This is a genomic window from Corynebacterium stationis (genome assembly GCF_001941345.1).
GTDB classification, from domain to species: Bacteria; Actinomycetota; Actinomycetes; order Mycobacteriales; family Mycobacteriaceae; genus Corynebacterium; species Corynebacterium stationis.
Genome location: NZ_CP009251.1, coordinates 2,253,441 through 2,277,565 on the forward strand (window position 1 = coordinate 2,253,441; position 24,125 = coordinate 2,277,565).

General features: G+C 55.3%; 17 protein-coding genes and 1 tRNA gene. 11 read left to right on the forward strand and 7 right to left on the reverse strand.

Going from position 1 to position 24,125, the window contains the following annotated elements; translation table 11 throughout:
* The 3 genes from CSTAT_RS10465 to CSTAT_RS10475 are packed head-to-tail and all read left to right on the forward strand — an operon-like array spanning position 1 to position 1,462.
* Positions 1-315, forward strand: coding sequence for a lycopene cyclase domain-containing protein (locus CSTAT_RS10465; RefSeq protein WP_228385369.1), 315 nt, complete (start codon positions 1-3; stop codon positions 313-315).
* Complete coding sequence (locus tag CSTAT_RS10470) at positions 312-605, forward strand: lycopene cyclase domain-containing protein (protein WP_066795972.1); 294 nt, start codon at positions 312-314, stop codon at positions 603-605. Before CSTAT_RS10465 ends, CSTAT_RS10470 begins: the two co-directional genes overlap by 4 nt.
* Positions 602-1,462, forward strand: a complete 861-nt coding sequence (locus CSTAT_RS10475; RefSeq protein ID WP_075723428.1) for a prenyltransferase — start codon at positions 602-604, stop codon at positions 1,460-1,462. Before CSTAT_RS10470 ends, CSTAT_RS10475 begins: the two co-directional genes overlap by 4 nt.
* 184 nt (positions 1,463-1,646) lie before the next feature.
* On the opposite strand, the gene CSTAT_RS10480 is transcribed toward CSTAT_RS10475, so the two are convergent.
* On the reverse strand, positions 1,647-2,270 hold the full coding sequence (locus tag CSTAT_RS10480; RefSeq protein ID WP_244892836.1) for a lipocalin family protein: 624 nt from the start codon (positions 2,268-2,270) through the stop codon (positions 1,647-1,649).
* 328 nt (positions 2,271-2,598) lie between these two features.
* On the opposite strand from CSTAT_RS10480, the gene CSTAT_RS10485 reads away from it, so the two are divergent.
* The 3 genes from CSTAT_RS10485 to CSTAT_RS10495 all read left to right on the forward strand — a co-directional run bounded on the left by CSTAT_RS10485 (position 2,599) and on the right by CSTAT_RS10495 (position 6,904).
* Entirely contained in the window at positions 2,599-4,182 is a 1,584-nt protein-coding gene (locus tag CSTAT_RS10485; RefSeq protein ID WP_075723430.1) for a cryptochrome/photolyase family protein, read from the forward strand.
* A 62-nt stretch (positions 4,183-4,244) separates the two neighbouring features.
* A complete protein-coding gene (locus tag CSTAT_RS10490; protein WP_075723431.1) occupies positions 4,245-5,771 on the forward strand; it encodes an SDR family oxidoreductase in 1,527 nt (508 codons plus the stop codon).
* A gap of 125 nt (positions 5,772-5,896) precedes the next feature.
* Positions 5,897-6,904, forward strand: coding sequence for an FUSC family protein (locus tag CSTAT_RS10495; RefSeq protein WP_244892837.1), 1,008 nt, complete (start codon positions 5,897-5,899; stop codon positions 6,902-6,904).
* On the opposite strand, the gene CSTAT_RS10500 is transcribed toward CSTAT_RS10495, so the two are convergent.
* A complete protein-coding gene (locus CSTAT_RS10500) occupies positions 6,888-7,853 on the reverse strand; it encodes an MsnO8 family LLM class oxidoreductase (protein ID WP_244892838.1) in 966 nt (321 codons plus the stop codon). The two genes, CSTAT_RS10495 and CSTAT_RS10500, sit on opposite strands and share 17 nt — an antisense overlap.
* 81 nt (positions 7,854-7,934) lie before the next feature.
* Entirely contained in the window at positions 7,935-9,155 is a 1,221-nt protein-coding gene (locus CSTAT_RS10505; RefSeq protein WP_156845123.1) for a L,D-transpeptidase, read from the reverse strand.
* 367 nt (positions 9,156-9,522) lie between these two features.
* On the opposite strand from CSTAT_RS10505, the gene CSTAT_RS10510 reads away from it, so the two are divergent.
* Together CSTAT_RS10510 and CSTAT_RS10515 are read left to right on the forward strand one after the other, a co-directional pair.
* A tRNA-Lys gene (locus CSTAT_RS10510) sits at positions 9,523-9,595 on the forward strand.
* Positions 9,596-9,793: 198 nt separating this feature from the next.
* Entirely contained in the window at positions 9,794-10,111 is a 318-nt protein-coding gene (locus CSTAT_RS10515; protein WP_075723435.1) for a hypothetical protein, read from the forward strand.
* 46 nt (positions 10,112-10,157) lie between these two features.
* Here the strand turns inward: CSTAT_RS10515 and CSTAT_RS10520 are convergent, their stop codons facing one another.
* Positions 10,158-11,438: a glutaminase gene (locus CSTAT_RS10520; RefSeq protein ID WP_075723905.1), complete on the reverse strand. Its 1,281-nt coding sequence runs from the start codon at positions 11,436-11,438 to the stop codon at positions 10,158-10,160.
* 119 nt (positions 11,439-11,557) lie between these two features.
* Positions 11,558-11,833 carry a DUF3618 domain-containing protein gene (locus CSTAT_RS10525; protein ID WP_066795992.1) on the reverse strand — a complete coding sequence of 92 codons (276 nt, stop codon included), beginning with the start codon at positions 11,831-11,833 and terminating at the stop codon, positions 11,558-11,560.
* Positions 11,834-11,916: 83 nt separating this feature from the next.
* On the opposite strand from CSTAT_RS10525, the gene bcp reads away from it, so the two are divergent.
* The 3 genes from bcp (at position 11,917) to CSTAT_RS10540 (ending at position 14,422) form a co-directional block, all read left to right on the forward strand.
* A complete protein-coding gene (bcp, locus tag CSTAT_RS10530) occupies positions 11,917-12,387 on the forward strand; it encodes a thioredoxin-dependent thiol peroxidase (RefSeq protein WP_066795993.1) in 471 nt (156 codons plus the stop codon).
* Positions 12,388-12,408: 21 nt separating this feature from the next.
* A complete protein-coding gene (locus CSTAT_RS10535) occupies positions 12,409-13,083 on the forward strand; it encodes a TetR/AcrR family transcriptional regulator (protein WP_066795995.1) in 675 nt (224 codons plus the stop codon).
* 199 nt (positions 13,084-13,282) lie between these two features.
* The gene (locus CSTAT_RS10540) at positions 13,283-14,422 is read left to right on the forward strand and encodes an HNH endonuclease signature motif containing protein (protein ID WP_075723437.1); all 1,140 of its coding nucleotides are present in this window, start codon (positions 13,283-13,285) and stop codon (positions 14,420-14,422) included.
* 191 nt (positions 14,423-14,613) lie between these two features.
* Here CSTAT_RS10540 and acpS read toward each other — a convergent pair whose 3' ends face one another.
* Together acpS and CSTAT_RS10550 are read right to left on the reverse strand one after the other, a co-directional pair.
* A complete protein-coding gene (gene acpS / locus CSTAT_RS10545) occupies positions 14,614-15,081 on the reverse strand; it encodes a holo-ACP synthase AcpS (RefSeq protein ID WP_075723439.1) in 468 nt (155 codons plus the stop codon).
* The gene (locus tag CSTAT_RS10550; RefSeq protein ID WP_075723441.1) at positions 15,074-24,112 is read right to left on the reverse strand and encodes a type I polyketide synthase; all 9,039 of its coding nucleotides are present in this window, start codon (positions 24,110-24,112) and stop codon (positions 15,074-15,076) included. The genes acpS and CSTAT_RS10550 overlap by 8 nt, the downstream gene beginning before the upstream one ends.
* Between the last annotated feature and the right edge of the window lie 13 nt (positions 24,113-24,125).

Here is a 24,125-nt window from a genome sequence, read left to right on the forward strand (position 1 = left end):
TTGTATCTACTACTTCTAGTCGTTTTCACCTTTTGCATGGTCTTATGTGATCTACGGTGGAAATTAGCATTTTTCAGAGATTTTAAACGAGCAGCTCTTCTTTGTTTAATTTCCGTGACGCTTTTAATAATTTGGGACTTCGCTGGTATTGCTTCGGGAACCTTTTATCGCGGAAGTTCGGCTTACATGACGGGTATAGAACTAGCCCCGGAACTACCGCTCGAAGAACCTTTCTTTCTTTTCTTTCTCACTTATCTGACAATCAACATCGTGTCGTTTACGCGTGCCGCGATGAAAGGACCCACAAAGCTGTGACGTATCTGCTTATAAGTGTTCCTTTCCTTATTCTCTCTGCGATGGTGTGGGTGCAGCGACGAAAGACCTCCAAGCAGCAGGTACGCGTTACACTCACGGCAGCTGGGCTCCTACTGATTCTCACGGCCATTTTCGATAACCTTATGATTTTCGCGGACTTAGTCGGCTACGGAGAAGCAGAAAACCTCGGATTGAAGGTTGGCCTAGTGCCTATCGAAGATTTCTTCTATCCCCTCTTCGTGGTGCTTTTAGTGACAGCCTGGTGGCCACATGAAGGGGAGAAAAGATGAATCAAATTTTACGCGGAATTTTCACTGCTTCCCGTCCCATAAGCTGGGTAAATACTGCTTTCCCGTACGGGCTCGCGTACCTTATTAGCGGGGGAAGCCTCGATATCTTGTGGGCAATCGGTGTCATCTTTTTCCTCATTCCCTACAACATCGCGCTGTACGGGATAAACGACGTCTTTGACTATGAATCCGACATTCGAAATCCGCGAAAGGGTGGGATCGAAGGAGCCGTGCTCCCCCGATCAATGCACTCCCCGTTGTTGTGGGCTTCCTTTCTTACGACAGCCCCGTTTCTCATAATCCTATTCGCTGCAGGAACGTGGGTGTCGGCATTATGGTTGACGGTGACTATGTTCGCCCTCGTTGCGTATTCCGCCCCGCATCTTAGATTTAAAGAACGCCCTGTACTAGATTCTGTTACGTCTTCGGCTCATTTCACCGGGCCGGCACTCGTGGGAGCCACAATTACCGGAGGCGCAACGACCCTTTGGTTTACTCTTAGTGTTCTAGCTTTCTTCCTCTGGGGAATGGCTAGCCATGCGTTTGGTGCCGTGCAAGATATTCTCGCGGATAGGGAAGCTGGTTTGAGTTCTACTGCTACTGTCCTAGGCGCGCGTCTGACGTCGCGAATCTCGACAGTACTTTATTTAATGACAGCTATAATTTTGTTCGTCTTACCGATGCCTGGTCTTTTGGTTGGTATCGCTGCCCTTGGCTATGTGCTTATCACTGCACGTTATTGGAATATCACCGATGAAACCTGTGAACAAGCAAACTCGTCGTGGCGCGTGTTTCTGGGATTGAACTACTTCAGCGGTGCTGTTGTCACTATCTCTCTAGCTTGGGTTCTTCTATGACAGGAAAGATTTCACTTATGCTTACATGGTGTTCCAACCTCTGGCTCGAGCCTCACCTGTTCGAGTAGAGCGATAGGGCGGCACTACACCCACTTTCCACGAAATTACGGTGCCGAGGGCGCTATCGTACAGATTTTAGGCCCTAACTGGACGCAGGTTCCACTAAACTATCACTACGTCCCGACTAAAGCGCGCATAGAGGCGTTACATCTTTTCGGCCTTCCGACATAGGAACGGTTAAGAACGTGCATGACCACCAGCCACGTGATTCGATAATCTTTCGAGCTTGAGACCACCCGTTGGCGTCAATCTGTGGCGTACGGGACAGTACGAAACCCGACGAACGCTGAGGATCTCCGACGATTGCGAAAGAATAGTCATCTTCCAAGTAGGTCACGCGGTAATTCACGGGTCCGTTAGCATCTTGAAACGGTATCCCGGGAAAATTTACCCGCAGCGATGCATCGGAGCGAACACTAGCAGTTCCTCGAATCTCGGAATCGTCGCCTAAAAACGTCTCACACGAGTTAGTCACTGAAATAGTAGAATCCTCAATGACCTTATATTGAGCCTTAGTGTCGCGGGCACACTGTAACGTAAACGGTTGTGGTATCGCTGCGACTTGGAACCATGTTCCGGCAAATTTCTCGAGATCCACAGGAGTAGCATTTTCCTTGAGATTTCCGTTTACCTTGGACAATACAGGTAAATCGAGTTGTGAAGAGATTCCCCCGAGACGGCCCCCATCGAAAATATCTCGTGCCGCTACCCCAGAACTGCCTAGTGTTACGGCTACTGCAATCGTCATTACCGATGTGAGAATCCTTTGCATGATTTTACTCCCAAAGATTAGGCCCGAGACAGTCCATCTCTTGCTATCCCCAACGTTATACGAGCGCAAAGATGTTTTTCAGCGCTCATAGGATACTTTCGGGGACATTCGAGGATTCTCCGAGACGCCCGGCAACAATATAAAGCGACCGTCTCCCTTTTGCCCAGCAATTTTCTTCATCCCGCGCTAAACGGTGTTTTAGTAGCCAATTATGTCGAGACCGCCTAACCAGTGAGTACTGGTGTTTGGTTGTGCCTCGGGTTTCCATCCTCCCCTGAAGACTGTCCGGAACTAGAATCAGAGAATGAACTTCATTCCTTCGCTCGACGAAATCCGTTTCGCTCGCTACACCGAACCCCAGAATGAGATTTCCATTGTGTGGTTTAGGGATGACCTCCGATTGACGGACAACGAAGCCCTTGCAGCTGCTGCTGAACATGGAAAGGTTCTCGGGATTTATATTCTCGAAGCCCCCTCGCTAACCGGGGTCAGGCCTTTGGGCGGGGCATCCAAGTGGTGGCTCCACAACAGCCTAAAAAGTTTGGCGACGCAACTGAGTAAATACAACATCCCGCTCCTTCTAGCTCATGGCGATCCGCGGACTCTCCTTCCTCAAATTACCCGAGAAGCAAAAGCGAAATATGTTTCTTGGAGCAGGAGATATAGTCAGCGACAACGCAGCATCGATGAAGAAGTCAAAACTGCACTCCGCGCGCAGGACGCAGAAGCACACAGCTTCGATGGTCATCTGCTATTCGAACCCTGGAAAATCTCAACTAATCAGGGCGGCGCCTACAAAATCTTCACACCATTTTCAAAAAAGCTAAAAGCGTTGATCGAGGAAAGTAACGAGAGGCAGCCCGGCATCTCTAGCAATGCTCAAGCTGCACTCTGTGGACCGGGCGCATTGTTGGAACGCAGCCACGCGGGTATTGATGGATTAGGTTTACTGCCCAGCCCTTCGGCGGCTCACTGGACAGGTGGATTAGAAAAAGTATGGGCCCCAGGAGAAGACGGTGCGTTAAAGAAGCTAGAGCAATTCATCGAATCGAGACCTGCGATGTCTCCGCAAGAAGGTTATGCCGCAGGCCGGGATTTTCCATCTCTTTCGGCTACCAGCGGACTGTCCGCCCACTTAAGGTTCGGAGAAGTTAGTCCGCGTTACGTGTGGAAAGCAGTTAGTCTTTCGCCGATGACCCCAGAAGACCGACGCTCCTTTCTCAACGAACTGATGTGGCGCGACTTTGCTTGGCATCGCCTTTACTACCGACCGGATCTGGCGACCGTTAATGTACGCCGAGAATTCGACATGTTTGATTGGTTGTGGGATTCGGAAGACTCAGCATCGTGGTACGCGGAGGGCTATTTCGACCCGCGTCACAGTCCTTTATCGAGAAACGTTGAGAAGCGTTTAGGAGCCGAAGAGGCCAGTAACTTCCACATGTCACTCCAAGCATGGCGTTCTGGAAAGACGGGGATTCCCCTAGTTGACGCGGGGATGCGTGAGCTCTGGGAAACAGGCCACATGCACAACAGAATACGCATGGTGGTGGCATCATTTTTAACCAAAAACCTCGGCATTCACTGGCGCCACGGTGAAGAATGGTTTTGGGAAACGCTCGTTGACGCCGACCCGGCTAGCAATGCCTTCAATTGGCAGTGGGCTGCGGGCTCAGGAGACGACGCCTCCCCCTACTTCCGTATTTTCAATCCGATCTCCCAAGCAAAGAGATATGATCCCGTCAATGCGTACATTAAATCCTGGGTACCAGAGGTTGGTTCGGCCCATTACCCTAAGCCGATAGTCGATCTCAAAGAATCCCGCAATGCAGCCTTAGAGGCATACGACGAGGTAAAAGCTCTAAGAAATCAGCATAAGAATCTTTAGTTGTAGGTCCTTTGAAACGCGGTAATCTCTCTCACAGAGTAAACTTTGCCTATGCTGGAAACATGAATCCCCAATTAGTTCCCACACTTTCTTTCAATGCTCGCCACCCACAACGAACCGTCCTTGTTACGGGTGCTTCTGGCTATGTCGGCGGGCGCCTAATAACAGAGCTGGTTTCGGCAGGTTTTACCGTTCGAGCAACCTCACGCAACGTTGACAGCCTTCGACGTTTCGATTGGAAAGACGACGTTGAATTAGTGCAAGCAGACTTATCGGATCTCAATGATGTTACGCGCATCATGCAGGGAGTCGATATCGCGTTCTACCTCGTGCATTCCATGGGAGAAAAGGGTGAAGACTTCGAACTCGTCGAACAGCGCTCTGCTGAAGCCTTCGCAAACGCTGCTGACGCTGCACAGATTCAACAGATAGTATATCTCTCAGGTCTTCATCCGAGGCACAAGAAGCTTGAGGATTTATCGAAACACATGCGCTCACGGGAGCGGGTTGCGCGCACCTTCCTTAACGCCGAGACTCCAGCTTTAGTTTTTCGAGCCGCTACGCTGATTGGGTCCGGTTCAGCCTCGTTCGAAATTATTCGTCATCTGACTCAGCGTTTGCCTGTTATGATCGCACCAGGTTGGATTAATAACCGCATCGAGCCTCTCGCCATACGTGATGCGTTGTATTATCTGGTGTCGTCTGCAGATTTAGAGCAACCGGTCAATCAAGACAGCGATATCGGATGTGGAAAGCAGTATAAGTTCTCAGACTTACTCAAAATTTATGGAAAGACTCGAGGCCTGAAACGGCGGATTTTTTCTTTACCGATCCCGCTTCCCATGGATAAGCTCTCCGGCAGTTGGATAGGGCTAGTCACGCCTGTACCAGCGCAATTAGCAGTACCATTGGCTCAATCTATGGCGGAAGACGCAGTGACTGAAGAACACGATATTGCTCAAATAATCCCTGATCCACCGGGTGGTTTGATCGACTATCCGACAGCTGTCCGTCTTGCTGGGAAGGCCAATTCGGACCGAGGCGTACCTACCTCGTGGGATCGAAGTTGGGCCACCTACAGCAGGGCGTCTGATGAACTACCCACCGATCCGGAGTGGTCGGGTGAGGCTGTCTACGAGGATGTACGCTCAGCGTACTGCGACCTTCCAAGGGAAAAGGTTTGGGAGGTAATCGAGGGCATAGGCGGCGAAAATGGATGGTACTCTGTGCCAATTTTATGGAGTATACGCGGATTAATAGACCGTATCTTAGGCGGGCCAGGGCTAGGCGGGCGCCGAGATCCTCAACGGTTAGAAATTGGGGATCGGGTTGACTGGTGGCGAGTTACCCAGTTAGAGCGGCCACAGGTATTAGTGCTGAAAGCGGAGATGCGTGTTAATGGAAGTGCTTGGCTCATCTTGGAAGTAGAAGAAGAGTCCGAAGGTTGCACTTACACTCAGCGAGCCTGCTATTCGCCAACAGGTCTCAGTGGAAGAATTTACTGGTGGGCCGTGGCCCCATTCCACAGGATTATTTTCCCAATGATGTTAAAAACAATGCTGAAGGAAGCCGCACGGAAAAACGCTTGACGGTGAAAATACCCCTCTTTCTCTGCCCCCAAAAGCGCCTTACCTTTGACAAAAAATTGAGAAGTTTCGGAATTACTACCCGCTTGTATTGGAGTTAGGTGCATATGCAAAGAACTAACTTAACGATGGACTTTCTCCTCGTCGTGAAAACAGTTATTGCAACCACGAGCGCTTGGTGGATCTGTGTACATCTTCTTGACTCCCAGATGCCGTTTCTCGCGCCTTGGGTAGCTTTTTTCGCGCTGCAACCCACAGTCAGTAGCTCTCTAACCAGTGGTTTACAGACTGTTGTGGCGTCAGGTATCGGGGTACTACTGTCCTCGGCAATTGGCGCATTCCTCGGCGTAAACGTTTGGAGTTATGCTCTCGCAATCTTCCTTGGCCTGTTAGGTTCGCGCATACCCGGATTACGGACAGAGGGCGCAGCTATAGCAACTACCGCCGTGTTCCTACTCTCAACAGGGTTCACTGAAGACACACCCGCGCTCATCGATCGCATGGTCGAAATCGGTATCGGTGTCGCTATCGGCGTCGGGATCAACCTCATCGTGGTCCCTCCATTGCGAGACCAACAAGCGGTAAGTGCCGTCGAGGCCCTGCGTAAACGCATGGGAGAAGTAATGGAAAACATTGCTAACGGGTTCTCCGAATCCTGGGACAGCGATCGAGCTCGCGAGTGCTCCGACGATGTGCGGCAGATGCGTAGAGATTTGGATGAATCTTGGGCAACCGTTCAATTTGCTAGAAACAGCCGCCGACGCAACCCACGGCTTCTTATCCAGGGAGGCCCCGGTTGGAACTACGAACAAGTTTTGACTGCTCTAGATGAAGCAACTGCCCACTTACGAAACCTTACTAGAACGCTAGAGGACACAAGCCAATCAGAATCTGTATGGGATCAACGTTTTCGCGAAAAATGGTCAGGGATCCTCAAGACCGCCGCTCAACTCTTACTTAACCCAGATGCAGATGTGGACTCGACTGTTGATCAGCTGGACAGGCTAGCCTACGAGATGCTTGCTGATGAGCAACTTTCCGCTGAAAATTGGCCACTGTATGGGTCGCTCATTACCTCACTTCGCAATATATCTGTACTTATGCAAGATGTCTCAACGGCTACATCAGAGAAGTGAGGAGCTCCTCGCTACGGCGGCGTCCTTTCCTATCTGGAATGTCACCAGTGATGAGAAATTCATCGATGCTTAAAGCCACTGACGCTTCGGCGAGTATTGCTCCCACTTGCTTTGGAGTGCCGTAGATTGTGTGGGCTAAAGATTCGTCGATGCGCTTGCGCTGCTGCGTGGTCAGACTGTCGGTGTCAAGCTCACTCGCAACTGTGAGCGGTTCAAAGACACCCGTCGAGCGCGACATCACCTGCGAATAGGCCTCTGGCAGCAGTAAGTTACGGGCTTGTTCTTTGGTATCTGCGGAAGCAATATTCACGGAAGAAACTACTTGAGGGGTGTCGAAAACCGCAGAGGGACGGAAATTCTCACGGTACGCCGTGATAGCGTCCGCCTGGGTAGACAACGGACCTCCTGTAATGACTCCAATGCCCAGCTTCGCTGCTGTTAATGCAGAGCGGAACCCAGCCAGCATAAAGATAGGTGTACGGGCGTTATCTGCTGGGTATGAGCTTACGCTTCCAGTCCCTGACAGGTAGCCTAAGAGCTCTTCCACGTCATCTTCCAACCGGGCTTTCAGCTCGCGCGGCTCATCTTGGCGAAGCGCCTGTCGCACAGGCTTGGTAAAGCCGACAGACGAGCCCAAGCCAATATCGATGCGGTCGGGAAACAGCGCTTGCAACATACCGATCTGTTCGGCGATCAAATATGGCGGATGATTGGGGACCATGATACCGGCCGTACCCACGCGAATGGTGCTGGTGTGTGCCGCAACATAGGTAGCCAGCTGTGCCGGTTGGGAACCCGGAATTCCGGGCACTCCATGGTGCTCTGCAACGAAGAAGCGAGAAAACCCGAGCTGCTCCACGTGCTGCGCATGGGTGGCCACAGCCCGCAAAGTCTCCTCTGGGGTCTCATGAGAAGTCCCGGCTGCCCGGTCAAGAACAGAAAAGCGCATGAGTATAACTTTACTCATGCGCCGGTTTACCCGGTAAAAAGTTTGCTGTTGGCTTAGTTTTTGTTTCTCTTCAATGCTGTCTTAAGCATTGCCAGCGGACCACTCTTCCCAAGACATGTTCCAGTCACCAAGCCCGTCGTAAGCGGGCAAGGTGCCGGCCGTGGTGTTTTTCACTACCACGATGTCGCCGCGTTTGGTGTTATTCATAAACCACTGTGCAGCTTCTTCGGTGACATTGATGCAACCATGCGAGGTGTTGGTATTACCTTGTGCCCACACCGACCACGGTGCGCCGTGGACATAAATGCCGGAATAAGACATCTGTGTCGCGTAATTGACCATCGTCTTATAGCCGCCGTCTTCGATGGAATAACCGAAGGTCTCCGAATTCATCAATAGCGATTCATGGCTATCTCCAATCATGTACCGGCCATTGGGCGTCGCCCAGCGTCCGCCATCCCGGCCTAAGGAGACTGGAATCTCACGCAAGACTTCACCGTTTTTGTAGACGGTCATCATCTTCGTAGCGTCATCAACAATGGCCGTCACACGGTCACCGATGGTGAAGTTGGTTTCATTGTTATCGCTGCCGTAGATGCCATCGCCAAGGTCCACGCCTTGGATATCAACATCGACGTTGACCTCAGTGCCTGGCTTCCAGTATTCCTTCGGGCGCCAGCGCACTTCATAATCATTGAGCCAGTAAAACGCACCTTCCACCTCAGGCGCGGTGGTGACAGTGATTGCTTCCTGCGCCTTTTCGCGGTCCGGAATTGCAACGCCGAAACGCACACCGATGGTTTGGCCGACTCCGACCTCGGAATCTGGCAGCGGAGAAAGAGACGCCGCCGTGGTGTTAACCATCTCTGGGGTCTTGAAGGTGACCGAGGTGGACTTGCCATTTTCATCTTTCGCTTCCACCGTATAGGTGCGGTTGAAGCCTAAGGTCTCAGCCGAAGTCCACTCCATGCCGTCATCGGAAAGCTCTTCCATGACGACATAACCTTCTTCGTTGGTCATGGTGACCTCATCCAAGCCTGAGCCCAGCGAAGTAACCGTGACCGGTTCATAAGGATTGTGGTCCTCGACGCCGTCAGCCACAGAAATTTCCGGCGCCGGCTTGTCTACCTTGTCTTTTACTTGCCCTGCCCCATCAGAAGATGCGGCATCCACGGACTGCGCATCCGGATTATCTGTTCCGCCTTCAATAGTGCAACCGGCTAATCCCAAAGCTGCAACGACTGTGAGTGCTACCAGCGAGCGATTAAAACGCTGAGCATGTACTTTACCTAGACCGAGCAACGGACAAGACCTATCTTCCTCATTTCAAAACAACTCCTCCAACTTATCGGTACACACGCTAAAACACTAGCTAGACCACGCCGCGACTCTCGCTTCGTTACCAAATTAATATCAACGAGAAACTCCCAGGTAATAGGTTTATTTCCAATAATATTTTATGCGAAAACCACCCTGCTTCCGCCCGACCCACACACGGCGCCACATTCGCCGCTTTACGATGATTCCCCGACCCCTCCAAACACGGCCAAAATTGGGGTCTACCTGCCGATTTTTTAAAAAACGGAATCTGATGTTAGAGTTAATTCTCGTTGAACAGCGAGGCAGTTGCTAAAGCACAGCTTTTAGCCGCCCTGCATGAAACAACAACGCGCCATTAGCTCAGTTGGTAGAGCAACTGACTCTTAATCAGTGGGTCCGGGGTTCGAAACCCTGATGGCGCACACTTAAGACCAGGTGGGAAGCTTTCACAAGTTTCTTCCCTGGTCTTCTTGGTTTTTATCTAACCACATTCGGGGGCGTAGCGCTCCCGCCAGGCGTCACCCAACTGAGGGTTCAATCAACGCCGCTCCGACCAGGGCGTTCAAGTGTACAATCACAGGTACATAGTGTTTCGAATCACATCTAGAAAGGATGAGATCGTGCGTGTACTCCCTCAAGATTTAACTCCCGGGCTCGCTCGCGCCGGACGCGCCCTCGCTCAAATTAATTCTCTGATCATCTCCGAAGACGCTGGCCTGACCAGACAGCAAGTCAGGGACTTTGAAAAGCGCGTGGGAAGCCTCACCCTTGATGAGAAAACTCGGCTTCAAAAGACTCTTGAGAGCTACGGCGTAGTTTTCATCGCTGAAGAGGACCAGATTGGCCATGGAGTGCGCAAACGCCACACCGCGTCCAAGACCCGTCAGCTCAAGCGCTGGGAAGATGAAGGCGGACAACCTGGCGAGAACGACTACTAGGTATTAACCAGCGGGCGTGGGCGGGATTCCTTGCCCGCGCCCGCAGTTACCAGAGCTCTTCCCCGTTGATCATGTAATCCTCATTTTCGTCGCGGCGAACCTTCGTGCCATCCCGCATGGTGCGGTCTTTAATCAGTTCGTCGGGGTCGATAACGCCGATTTTGTACCCAGCCTCGCGCATGCGCCGCAGCCCCTCTTTGAGCATGATGCGTCCAATGCGGTTAACGGTCGTGACTTGGCTAAAGTCCAAAAGCACCTCATCGGCAGTGATGTCATAATCTTCCAGCCGGTAAAGAATTGACTCTGCGGCGGAGAAGTTCATAACTCCCTGCAGGCGCACGACCCAAGCATCATTAATAACCTCCGCCTCACGAATGGGGTGGATGCCATAGCGTTCGTCAGTTGACATCAAATGCAGGCCCATATCTTGGCTCAGGCGCTTAAATGCTTCAACACCACGGACTGAATTGCCTTCTAAGTTAAGCCTTGGGGAAAAAGTCGCAATCCCCAACTGCCCCGGCAATGTCCCTAATAATCCGCCGGAGACTCCCGATTTCGCCGGGATCCCAACTTCCGCCATCCAGCGCCCCGCTCCGTCATACATTCCGGCAGAGCTCATCACCGCCTGGGTTAACCGGCAAACATCTGGGTCAAGGATCCTCTCCCCCGTTACCGGCTGAATACCACCATTAGCCAACGTCGCAGAGATAACCGCGAGGTCTTTAACGTTGACTTTCGTGGAGCACTGCAAGGTATAGGTCATCACTGCATCGTGTGCATCATCTTGGATGATGTCGTAGTTGCGCAGCATGTGAGCCAGCGAAAGATTGCGCTCAGCGTGCTCGAGCTCAGAATCACAGGTTTGATAGTCAATGCTCAGTTCACGCCCCGCAAGGCGCGAGAGATACTTACGGATGTGTTCCACGCGTTCTTCAACACCAGAATCAACACCGTTAATCAGCTGCGTCACCGTCATCGCACCAGCATTAATCATGGGATTAACCGGGCGGTGATCATCGCGGTTAAGCGATAACTCATTGAACGCCTCCCCGGAAGGTTCCATACCCACCACGGAGCGAACCGCATCCAACCCCAGTTCTTGCAGCGCCAAAGCGTACACAAAAGGCTTGGAAATTGACTGCATGGTGAACTCTTCCTCATCATCACCAGCGCTATACAGGTGGCCCGTGGTCGTGCACAGGGCAGCACCAAGATAGGACGGGTTGGCTGCTGCTAGCTGCGGAATATAATCCGCAACCGCGCCGCCATCTTGGTAACGGACTTTCTCCAAGATTTCATCGAGATAAAAAGGAATAGGAGTTTGCACCTTCACCAGCCTAGCTAATGGGTTATTGCGATGTGCGGCGTTCTTGGAATCTTGCAGGCTTCACAGATCGCCAAAAGCCGGGCACCCACGATGTGAGCCCCGGTTGATTGTGCGAAAAATTAGCGCTCGGAGAGCAGGCGCTGCAGCTCCTTCAAGTCGTTGCTCTTGCGACGAGAACGAACAACGCTAAATGCAATTGCACCAACGACCAGCGCCGCAACAGAAGCTAAAGCGATCTGCACGTTCTGCTGTGAAAGCTTTTCAGTTGCCGCTGCCTTAGCGTCATTGGCCAAATTAGCTGGCTTGGAGCGATCCGCTAGCTCATCCAAAGTGCTTGCGAGCTGGCGACGGGTGCGCTCGATGTCTCGCTGAATGTCATCAATATTGCGTGCCACGTTTATTGTCTCCTGAAAAGTTACATTGGATATTAGGTTCGCACCTAGTCTAGCGCGACTTAACTTACGATAGAGTAAAAGGCATGACTGAGCAGATTAGATTAGAAGTTGGAGACACGGCACCTGCGTTTTCTTTGAAAGATGATGCTGGAAACACGGTCTCTTTGTCCGATTACGCTGGAAAGCGCGTTGTAGTTTACTTCTACCCTCGCGCAAACACCCCTGGGTGCACCACCGAAGCCTGTGACTTCCGTGACGCTATGGAACAGCTCAACGGCTCTGAGGTTGCAGTCCTGGGCATCTCCCCTGATAAGCCAGAGTCTTTGGCGAAGTTCCGCGAAGACCACGATCTGAACTTCCCACTGTTGTCTGACCCCGAAAAAGAAACGCTGACCGCCTACGGCGCTTTCGGTGAAAAGAATAACTACGGCAAGAAGGTCCAAGGCGTAATTCGCTCTACCTTTGTTGTGGAACCAGATGGCAAAATTGGTGTAGCTAAGTACAACGTGAAGGCCACTGGCCACGTTGCCCGCATCATCAAAGAGCTCGACTAAGAAGAGTCTGCATTTTCACAGATGACCGAGAAGAACCCACAGTTGCTTGTCCCCCGGCGTCGCCCTGCACAGGCTCGCAGCCGGGTACGTTTCGAACGTATCTTGAAAGCAGCTCGTGACGTACTGGTAGACCTTGGCTTTGAGTCTTTTACTTTCGATGAAGTCTCAAAGCGTGCTGAGGTTCCCATCGGTACGCTCTATCAGTTCTTTGCTAATAAATACGTTCTGATTTGCGAGCTGGACAGAGAAGACACAGCAGCCAATGTCGAAGAGCTCAATAAGTTCTCCCAACGCGTCCCTGCCTTGCAGTGGCCGGACCTACTGGATGAATTTATTGACCACCTAGCGCGCATGTGGCGGCAAGACCCGTCCCGACGCGCGGTTTGGCATGCCGTGCAATCGACTCCTGCTACTCGCTACACAGCAGCTGCAACAGAGCGCGAGATGCTCGAACCGCTCTCAGAGATTCTCCGACCTTTGGCGCAATGGATGTCTGAGGAAGAACGCATGGAGCTCGCTGGTTTCTTGGTCCATACGGTTGTCTCTTTGCTCAATTACGCAATCCGCAGTGATGATCCAAAGGCCATTGACCGCGTCATCACTGAAATCAAGCGTATGCTCATCGCGTATCTCTTCAGCGTTGCCCAGGGACAACAAATCCCCGTTCAGCAACTTACTTCAGATCCGGAGCTTTAACCCTCAAAGCATTCCGCCCTTGAAAAGGTCTTCCCAGCTTGGGAAGGCCTTTTAATGTTTATAGGACTCACTCCCGCTTCTGTTCGGTTGCAGTGCCTGTGGATAACTTAGGCTGTTGCGTGACGTGTCAACGTAGTTATCCACAGATTTTTGACCTTCCCCTAGCGCGGGCTTGCATATCCGTTTTAGTGTCAAAGGCATGAACGAAATATGGCAAGCATTCAAGCTCCTCACCAGCCACGGCATAGGCTTTCTGCGGCTTTTCGATGAGCTTTCACCCCACGACTTATCCGACGAAGGCATAGAAGTTTCTCTCGCCAAAAATTACGCCCGCCTCGCCACCGATCTTTTCTCACCCTGCGACTCCCCACGAGTCCAGTGTGAAGCTATCGCTCTCGCCGAAGAGCGACAGCTCAGCGCCAACCACTTGTTAATGGTCAACAAGCACGCAAGGAAGCTCAAAGCCCGCGGCGCGGCCTGGAAGCTGCGCGCTGAACTCATAGCCCATGAAGGCTCTTTAGAAGAAGTCGAAGCCTACGCCAAAAAGCGCGTGACTGAAGAAGGCGGCGACACGAAAAAGAAACCCGGGGTGCGTCTCGGCCGCGTCATAGACGGCCTGCGCACCATTAGTATCACCGATACCCAGCGCCGCATTACCGATTTAGAAAAGACCCTCGGCGCCGCCATCACAGATGATGACCAGCCACGCTCAGAAGCACTTCTGGAACCCTTCTGGGATTTAGTCGAAAGAGGAGGCACTGGCCTCATCAAACCGGAATATCGCACCGTGATTGCTATCGGGCTTAATGATTTCGCGAAAGTCTCCTGCGGTCGCGGCGACGAGGTCATCATCGGTCTCTCCGATGGCACCACAATGACCGGCGCCGAGTTCATCAACGCCGCGATGGAAGGCAGCTTGGGCGACAAGCTCTATGTCGGGCTCTTCCATCCCACCGCTGGGCCGGTCAATCTCTACGAGACCCGCTTCGCGTCAGACAAGCTGCGGACTTTAGCCATGGCGGAGAATCTCGTCTGCCCATGGCCAGACTGCAACGTACCAGCCGATAGATGCCAAGTGCACCACATCGACGCACATAAACACGGTGGCCATACGAAGCCATCAAACTTGACCATGTTGTGCAAGTACCACAACGGCGTCAATAACGATGCCCCAGACGGTCAGCGCAACAAACACAGACCAGGAAAGCCGAAACGAGGAAAGCCCAATCGCGGCAGGATCCGACGCCACCGCGGCAAAGTCCGCCTGCAGACTCCAGGCGGAAAGCTTGTAGGCAACACCCACCACGTGAGCAGCATGGGAGCGATGAACCTCATCTAGAACCAGGGCGATCCCCACAGCTAGCAAAAGCTAACTAGTCAACCAGGCTGGTTAGCCAATTCGGCGATCCCTTTTCAATACAGCCGTATCTGTAAAGTCCGCAGCGGCTCGACACAGCAACGTAGAAAGAGAACTAGGACGCCAAAAGGGCCTTTCCTTGAACCGGAAAGTCCCTTCATGTCATTGATGCTCTAACGCTGGTAGCGCATCAAGCACTGCGCGGTGGCGTAGTCACCATCGTGGCTGATGCTCAAACTCAGCTCCACGTCACCGATAGATTCCTGGAGTTTCGCTGCAACTTCACCTTTCAATTGCAAAGCCACCCGGCCCCAGCGGTCCGGCAAGACCTCAATCTCAGCGAAGTTCACTAGGTCTGGCTCAATAACCGGTGGGTTGCCGTAGATAGCCTGCGACCACGCCTTGATGAAAGCCTCTTTGGCTGCCCAGCGCCCAGCAAGATGCTCAGTGCGCGAGCCCGCAAGGCTGGCACTCGCCGCACCGTCTGAACCTACGGCATCGCGGCGCTGTTGGGCATGACGGCGTTCCAACGGAGAAAAGACTTGCTCGAACGTAGAACCTGGCCGGGCAAGCTGCTCGGCAAAGCCGGGGATGTGGACCAAGTCCACTCCCACGGCCAGAGCTTCGTGCTTATTAAGCATCAGGGCTTGGCTCCAGCAGGTTGCCGCGCATACGAGCGTCATCGTCAAGCAGGACTGCGGCTTCGCGTTCCTTGACTGCGTCACCGGTGCCGCCGAGGTTGCGGTCAACAGGACGCTCATACAGCCCCGCGCCACCGGAGATAGCCGCGGTCAGACGTTGCAGACCAGCTGCCTCACGCGCTGAAGATGCTTCTTGCCATTGCACAGCCGCTTGCTCGCCACGCTCAGCACGCAGCGCCGCAAGGAATGCACCTGGATGAACCACAGCCACCAACGCGGATACGTGGCCGAAGCCAAGGGAGGTCACCAGACCAGCCTTTGGCGGGGTCGCGCGCAGGTCGAGCTGCTCACGCAACCAGGTCAGGTGCGAGTGATGGCGAAGCACCGGATCCACACAGTCCAAAGAACGGTTCGGAGGCAACACACCGTTGCGCAGCACCTGGGTCAGACCAACCAGCTGGAAGGCCGCAGCACCGCCCTTGGCGTGACCGGTCAAGGTCTTCTGCGAAATGATAAACAGCGGGTTACCAGCATCGCGGCCCATAGACGCTGCGATGCGCTCATGCAGGTCCGACTCATTCGGGTCATTGGCATTGGTAGAGGTGTCGTGCTTGGAAACCACAGCGATTTCGTTCACGCCCACACCAAGCTCATCCAGGCCCTGTGCCAGACGCGAATCCGCACCACCACGGGCAGCAGATAGCGCGCCTAGGCCCGGAGCAGGAATAGAAGTGTGAGCACCGTCAGCGAAGGACTCCGCAAAGCCGACAACGCCCAACACTGGCAGGCCCAGCTCAGCAGCGAGGCTACCGCGCGCCATCAAGATAGTGCCGCCACCTTCAGACTCAATGAAGCCACCACGGCGACGATCATTGGCACGCGAGAAGTACTTGTGGTCAATGCCTTTAGCTTCCATCTCGGAAGAATCAGCCGTTGCCGCCATGTCGCCGAAGCCGGTAATGCCCTCGATAGACAGGTCATCAATACCGCCGGCAACCACGAAGTCCGCCTTGCGCAGACGCAGCTTATCCATGCCCTCTTCGACAGAAACAGCCGCGGTCGCACACGCCGCAACCGGGTGTACCATCTGGCCGTAGCCGCCGACATAAGACTGCATGACGTGCGCTGCCACAACATTTGGCAGTGCTTCCTGCAAAATGTCATTCGGACGCGGCTGAGCAAGCAACTTATCCAGGTACAGCGAGCGCATCGACTGCATGCCGCCCATACCGGTGCCCTGCGTGGAGCTTACGCGCGCTGGGTGAACATGGCTGAGCAGCTCAGCTGGGCTAAAGCCCGCGGCCAAGAAAGCATCGACGGTACAAACCAAGTTCCACAACGCAACGCGGTCGAGGTTGTCGATCATATCGGCAGGAATCCCGTAGACACCTGGGTCAAAGCCCTTCGGTACCTGGCCGCCGACAAAGCGGGTCATCGCTACGCGGCGCGGTACGCGCACCTCGGAACCAGCTGGGCGGGTAACTTGCCATTCTTCGCCGTCGAAGTGCGCAGTTGCACCCTCCACATCAGCAACGAAGGTGCGTGCGGTTTCCTCGTCTTGCACGGCAAAGGTCATGTCACGCTCTAGATAAATGGTGGTCAGCTCCGGCGCGAGGTTATCGACCATCGGCATGTTCGGGCCATAGTCGTCGTGGTATTTACGCACGCCGACATTCGCCAGAACTTCGTCGTGGAAGCGGTCGTAGATGTCTTCTTCGGCGATTTCCTCGCCGTCAGCATCAAACCAGGCACCAGCAGCCTCGTCCCAAGCAATCAGGCCAGTTGTCCACGCCAGTTCGATGACACCAGCAGCGCTGAGGTCACCGGTCATTTCCACTTCAAAGCGGGTACGCGAGGAGCCAACAGGTCCAATTTCGCCAGCACCGACGATGACCACCATGTCATCAAGTTTCTGGCTCACACCCGCAAAGTCCGGGGTGGTCCACTCGATGCGCTCACGGATATTCGGCAAAGCGCGCAGCTTCGTGACCTCAGCTGCGTCTTCGGATGAACCCTCAGACACCAGATTCGAGGACAGGGAACGCGCCAGCTCCGGCAGGTTGATATCGGCTTCGCCCAGGCCGCCAGTAAAGTCCAGGGTCACAGGAGCTTGCGCTGCGGCTTCGCGCTTGCTTGTCGATGCCCCCTCGCTTACCAATTTCTCGGCCATCTCCTCAGTGGAGTAGGTGGTAACGCCCTTGGCCTCGACGGCATCGACAAGCGGGTCATTGCCGCCCATAAGGCCGGTGCCGCGAACCCAACCGATGTGTGCGTGCACAATCGAGGTACGGTCGCCCCAGACAGGCTCTGCGTGCCAGCGAGTAACCAGCGCATCGAGTGCTGCCTTGGATTCGCCGTAGGCGCCGTCGCCACCGAAGCGGCCGCGGTTCGGGCTGCCCGGAAGAACAATGTGCAGGCGCTGGCCCACGTGGGTGCCGGTGCCGAGTTGGCTCAGTCCCGCGATGAGCTTTTCCACGCTCCACAGAAGCAGACGCATCTGTGCCTCGGCCGGTGCGCCCGCATCAGCCAGGGTTCCCTGGACGCGCGGTGCGGCGAATGGAAAGAGCAAGTTGGCAACCATCGCTGGCTTAACCAGCTTGGAGGAACCGCCGACGGTCGCGGTTTGCTCGCTGCCAATCCAGTCGATCAGGTTGTCCAGGTCAGCAAAGGAGTTGAGGTTTGCCGGCACGACCCACAGCTGTGCATTGCCGCGCGCGGAGGTGCGGTAGAGATGCTTATAAAACTCCAGACGGTCATGGCCCAGGCGTGAAGTAGTCGCGATAACGGTGGCGCCTTCGCGCAGCAGGTTCGCAACAACCTCAGCCGCGATGGAACCAGGCGAGCCACCGGTGACAACTGCGACTTCGCCGTTGTGTTCCAAGGTGGAGGCATCGATACGCGCTTGCGCCGCCTGAGCATCAAGGCCCAGGTATTCCGCCATGACGGCTGCTTCTTCACCCGCGCCGGTGATATCGAGCGAGTCAATCTCACCGTGGGCCAAACGCACGAGGTCCTCGCGCGCGGATGCCCAGCGGTCATCGAGCTGCACGGCCTTATCCGCGTCAAAGCTTGGCGCGACAAGACGTGGCCAATCAGAGCCTAGCTCAGCGGTAACCAGGTCAACGATGGCTGCGTTGTCATCAGCCTCAGCGAACTCGGTGGTTGGTGCCTGCTGGCCCAACTGCGCCAGCAAAGTACGCGCGGTGGTCGCCAGCGCCGAGTTCATCTTCTCGGAGTAGGCCTCCAAAGCAGCGGAGTCCACTACCCCGCCGGCAGCGCTGCCGCCTGCCGATGGCTTCGAGATGGCAATCCCGACCTTTGCGCCCGCAGCATCCACTGCGGCGTCAATTAATGCGTCGAGCTCAGCTGTCGATGCCGGATTTGCCGGCGAAAGCAGCGCCAAGTCGCCGCCGCGTAGCGATGCTCCCTCGCGCGCGCCCAACACCAGCTCCGCGGTGACGCGGTCGACCCAACCCGCACCCAGGCCCCAGGTCTCGGATACGCGCTGTGCGATGTACGCAGGCTTCTTACCAGCAGGACCGGTAATACGACGCAGGGATTCTGCGACCTGTGCAGAAAGGACTGGGCCAAAGGCCTTGTAGCCCTTTGCCATGCCAGCGACCTGGTCTTTCAGCGCGGAGATTTCTGCATCGGCTGCACCCTCGATTGCGCCGAGTCCAAATTCCACGCCGAGGTCCAGCAGCAGCTGGTTACGACGCGAAGATACACCCTCAACGAGCAGCTCGATGGTATCGGCTGCACCCATCTGGTCAGGGCGCACCTTGGTCCAGATAGCAATGAGCATCTCGGTGGCATCAGCGGCGCTAAATGCCTTGTCGGCTGGCGTGCTTCCACCAGCGGCTGGTGCTGGTGCCGGTGTCGAAATAACCGGTTCCGGCGCCGCGGCAGGTGCTGCGTTGGCTTCAGCAATTTCTGCTGCTGTTGCACTATCACCCTTGTCGGCAACAGCGTCAGTGGTTTCGACGAGCGGCCGCTCGATGGCGTCTTCGGCGAATACGGTTGCGCGGTCGCGCTCGACGTTGAGGACCTCGATTGGGTTGCCGGCGTACTGCGGTAAGCGCAGGGTCTGGCCCAGCATGTTAGCCAAGGTTGGCGATGAGCCGACGCCGATTTCGACGAAGCGCTCCACGCCTAGACCAGGCGTGCCAGCGCCGGCGGTCTCGGTGGTATCGGAGAGCAGCAAGTCCTGGGTTTCAATCCAGCGCACAGGCGATGCGAACTGCCATGCCAGAAGTTCGATGAGCAGGGTGCGGCCCAGATTAACTGGGTTTTCCAAGGCCTTGTCGAAGTCAGCGAGGATGTCGTTGACGTAGGTGGAATCGACGACCTCCGCCATGGCTTCAACGAACTCGCGGGTGAGCTCGAATGGACGCGCCACCAGGTTCGGGATGTAGCGGCCACGCAGGACATCCACATCTACTTCTGCTGGGATCAAAGAATCCAGGTGCGCGCGGAAGTTATCAACGCCACCCAACAGGTACGAAGAGTGGAACGGCACGTCAATGCCCGGAATCATGATGAAGGCACGTTGGCCCGGCGCGCGGGATTCTGCATCGGCAGCCAATGCGGCAAGACCTGCGCGGGTACCGGCAACCGCGTATTGCACACCGGCAATGTTGTAGTTAACGATTTCGAGGAATTCGCCACTAGCTTGAGAAACCTGCGCCACGTAGCCGAATACATCGTCGGCACGAATACCGATCTTGTTCGGACGAAGTGCCGCCAGGCCGTAGTTGGAGTTGCCGTGGGCATCGCGGTCGACCAGGCGGTGCATGGTCAGACCACGGGCGTAGACGATTTCTACCACGGCTTCGAGTGACAGAACCTGCGCGTAGGCCGCTAGGGCGTTGTACTCACCCACGGAGTGGCCTGCGAAGAAAGTATCCTGCGACTTCACGCCGGCCTCAGCCAACTCAGCAATCTGCGCACAGCCCAAAGTTGCCATGGCGACCTGGGTGAACTGGGTCAGGAACAGAGCACCATCCGGGTGGGTGAATTCCTCACCGTCAACCACGACACGGTCGGGGTTGTTACGCACGATTTCCAGGATGGAGAAACCAAGCTTGGAGCGGGTGTGGGCATCGGCACGCTCCCACACGTTACGCGCGGCGGCCGAGGATGCATAAGAATCCATGCCCATGCCTGGGGTCTGAATGCCCTGGCCAGGGAAACCGTAAAAGGTACGTGGCGCTGTCATGGTGGCGGTTGCCTGCAAGACAACGTCGCCATCCACACTGGCAGTAACAGTGCGAACTTCGCCGGCGCCTGGGCGGGAATCGATGCCGGTGCGCTCGACGATGAAGTCCACCTGCGCGCCGGGCAGTACGGGGCTGAGCATATTCGCGGCCCATTCAGCAACGGCAACGCCATCGAAGCCGGCTACAAGCTGCGCAATCGCAGAGGTCCACATGCCGTGGACGATAACGCCGTTGTCCAGGCCAGCCAGACGCGCGGCGGCGCCGGAGACGTGGATGGGGTTGCGGTCGCCAGTGACCACGGCAAATGGGTGCATGGATGCAGGTGCGGTCACGGTGAGCTGGTGGCGGAAAGAAGCCGGGGTATCGGTGATGTGCTCAGTGGAATTGACTGGCTCGAGGTCCTGCTCACCGGTACGTCCGACGATGGCGAAACGCTCTTCCAGGCTAGCCAGCTGAGCATCCTTGAGGTCAGCACCGTCGATGTCGATCGAGACTGAAACCTCGACGACGCGGCCCACCAAGGTATCGCGGACTTCGCCGCCGGTGGCGGTAATCGTCAGCTCAACTGGCTGGGTCGGCAGCGGCTGGTGCAGGCGCAAGTTGTGCTCAAGGTGGACCAGGTTCAGCAGGCCTTCGACCACGCGTGCAGAGTCAGTGCCTGGAACAATGGCGTTCGCGATGACGGCGAATACTGCTGGCCATGCGCGTCCGACAATCACATCCGGTGCAATAGCGGAATTGGTGTCTGCGCTTGGGATATAGCCGGTGGTAACACCTGCATAATCTGCCAAAGCAGCAGGGCCAAGAGTGGTCTGCCAAGTTGCTTTGCTGCCGATGACCTCTGGCAAGGTGCCGCCAGCAGCAACTTCTGCCAATGCTGCCATGGACTTTTCTGCAGCTTCAGCGGTGATGATTGGGGTAGACGACAGCGGTGCATCGGAAGGCACGGTGATGCGAAGGGTTAGCTGTGCACCGGCAACGGATCCGGTCAAAGCGACGGTGAGCTCGACGGTTTCGGCATCGATGGTGACAAGCTCGGCACCTGCCGCGCGTGCCGATGTTCCCTCTGCGTCCACAGTCCAGTCTTCAGAAATCTGCGCGACTGGGTTGGGACGCTGGCGGCCTGCCCACTCCACGGACTTCGCGGCGAGAACGCGCTGCAATGCGGAACTTGCGACATCAGCAGCTTCAGCATTGGCTGCGACAGCATCGTGGACTGCGGCTGCTTCAAAACGTGCGAGCAGCTCAGCAACAGGCTCATTGGCCTTGGTAATTCCAGCGACAGCGGTAGTGCCGGGGATGATGCCTACTTGTTCTGCGGTGTAGCGCTCATCGTGTGCCTGCCACAGCGAGTCCTGGCGCCACCAACGGCGTACATCGGAATCAATGACTGGGACGAATGCTGGTGGCTTGCCCTTGCCGCGCAAAAGATCAATGAACCAGGCAACGTCGGAAGCGGTAACGGTGTGCTTTTCGGCTGCTGGGTATGCCGCAACGACATCAGCGATAGCGCGTTGCGGATTGTCGATATCAACGGCAACCTGTGCGGCGAATTCGCCGTGGTCAGCAGCGGTCAGGCGCTGTTCAACGCGCGCGATCATCTGCTCAAAACGACGTGCCCAGGACACATCGACCCACGAGCCCATGTATGAGACCTCGAGGTAGCGTGCCAGCCACTCGGCATAGGTCATCTCATCGATATCGCCGAAGTATGGCTTTGCGGTACCAGCGATGGCTGCGATGATCTCATCGCGACGGGCGGCAACGGCGTCGGCGTCACCAGCAACCTCGTCCAGAAGGCGACCAGCCTTGGCGAAGGTGTTGTCAATCTCGTGGATATCCGCCCCCAGTTGGGAGCGGCCCGATGCAATACCATCGCGTGCGCCGCCGGCTGGAACCCAGCCGCCACCAGGGATGTCTTCGAGGCCCTGGGTTGCAACCAGCGCCTGCTTGACGGACTCTGATGCGGTGGATTCCAAGGTGGCCATAGCGGCGGTGCCGATCATGATGGCATCGACAGGCATTGCTGGCAGGCCATAAACCTTGGCCCACTCACCGATCAGGTACTGCGCACCGCGCTCAGGCGCGCCGATGCCGCCGGCAGCCATGAGTACTACGTTGTTGCGCTCGCGGATATCGGCATAGGTTTCAATCAGCAGGTCATCGAGGTCTTCCCACGAGTGGTGACCGCCGGCCTTGCCGCCTTCAACCTGCATAATGATGGTGGTATCTGGCAAATCATCTGCGATATCGAGGATCTTCTTAATCTGGCGCACTGCACCTGGCTTGAACGCTACCCACGGAATATTGTCTTCCTGGAGCTGGCGCACCAGCGCTAGAGCTTCCTCATGTGGAGGAATACCAGCGGAGCAGACAACACCGTTGATGGAAGCGCCGTTCGCACGCGCACGCGGGATGAGACGACGTCCTTCAATCTGGGTACGCCACTGCTTAGGCGACAGGTACATCGCGTTGAACTGGGCGTTGATGCCCGGGTTCAGCAGCTCTTCCAAACGCTCCAATGAGTCATTCAAAATCGCGTCGGTAACCTGGCCACCACCGGCCAGTTCTGCCCAGAAACCAGCATTCGCAGCGGCTGCGACAATCGCTGGGTCTACAGTCGATGGCGTCATACCCGCCAACACGACTGGGGAATAACCAGTTAATTCAGTAAAGCGCGTGGACAAACGGGTCTTGCCGGCCTCGTCGAAGACCTTTGGCGCGAACTTCTCGAAGTTGAGAGGAAGTTCGGGAGCCTGGCCGACATCGAAAAGCGCTGCTTGGCCCTCGTCGGTGGAGACAACCTGCACGCCAATGCCCTGTCCTGCCACAACCGTCTTGGTTACTGAAGACATGCCCTTTTCAGGACCGCATTCCAAAATCCACTGCGCGCCGGCATCGATGGCTGACTGCACAGTTGCTGGCCAGTCGACAACATCGGTCAAAACTGCCTCTGCACCATCGCGCGCAAGCTCTGCATCCAGGCCAATTTGTGCGGCCCAGTTAATAACGAGCTCAACGGCTGCATGCATCTTCGGGTGGTGGTAGGCGGCTTGTACCGGCAAAGCATTAATGCGCGGGGCGAAAGGATTGCCGCCGCGTTCTTTATTCTCAATAGCCTTCGCGTCTTTTTCCGCGAGCTTCTCGATGACCTCAATAACCTTGTTGTTATCTTCCGGCGTGCCCACAATAACGAAGGTATTGCGGTTATTCTGCAGACCAATAATGCTGCCGACACCGGTCTTAGCCAGCACCTTTTCTAACTGCTCACGGGTAATACCTGCAATCGACACCATCGGGGAACCAGCCGCGGTGCGAATAAGCCCGGTGGCGCGGGCAGTCTTAGAAATAGCGACGCCAATAAGCTGCGCCAAAGCAATAACTTCCGAGGCCTGTGCACGGCCTGAAGAGATAAAGGTAGCTAATGCGCCCTGGGAATGGCCAATGTGTGCGGCTGCGTCTTCGTAATTTAAACCCTGCTGCTTCAAAGACTGCAAAAGACCATACTGCGCGAGCACGATACCCGGAGTAGAAATAGCAGAATCAGACAAATCCCACGCTGGGTCCTCGTCCTTTGCTGCCCACTGCACGGGGTCGAAACCGTGTGGCATCGCTGCGACTAGCTCATCGGCAAGTGGCTCAAGCAGCTTCTTGGCACCGTCTACCGCACCAGCCACCTGCGACTCCACGCCACCGGCAATAACGGTGCGCAAAGTTGGCAACCAAGGAAAACCCTGCCCTGAAAAGCTGAGAGCAAATTTTTCAGTCTCCAGGCGGTTCACCAGGCGGTGGTTAGAGATGTCAATAGTCACGATTCGTTTAACT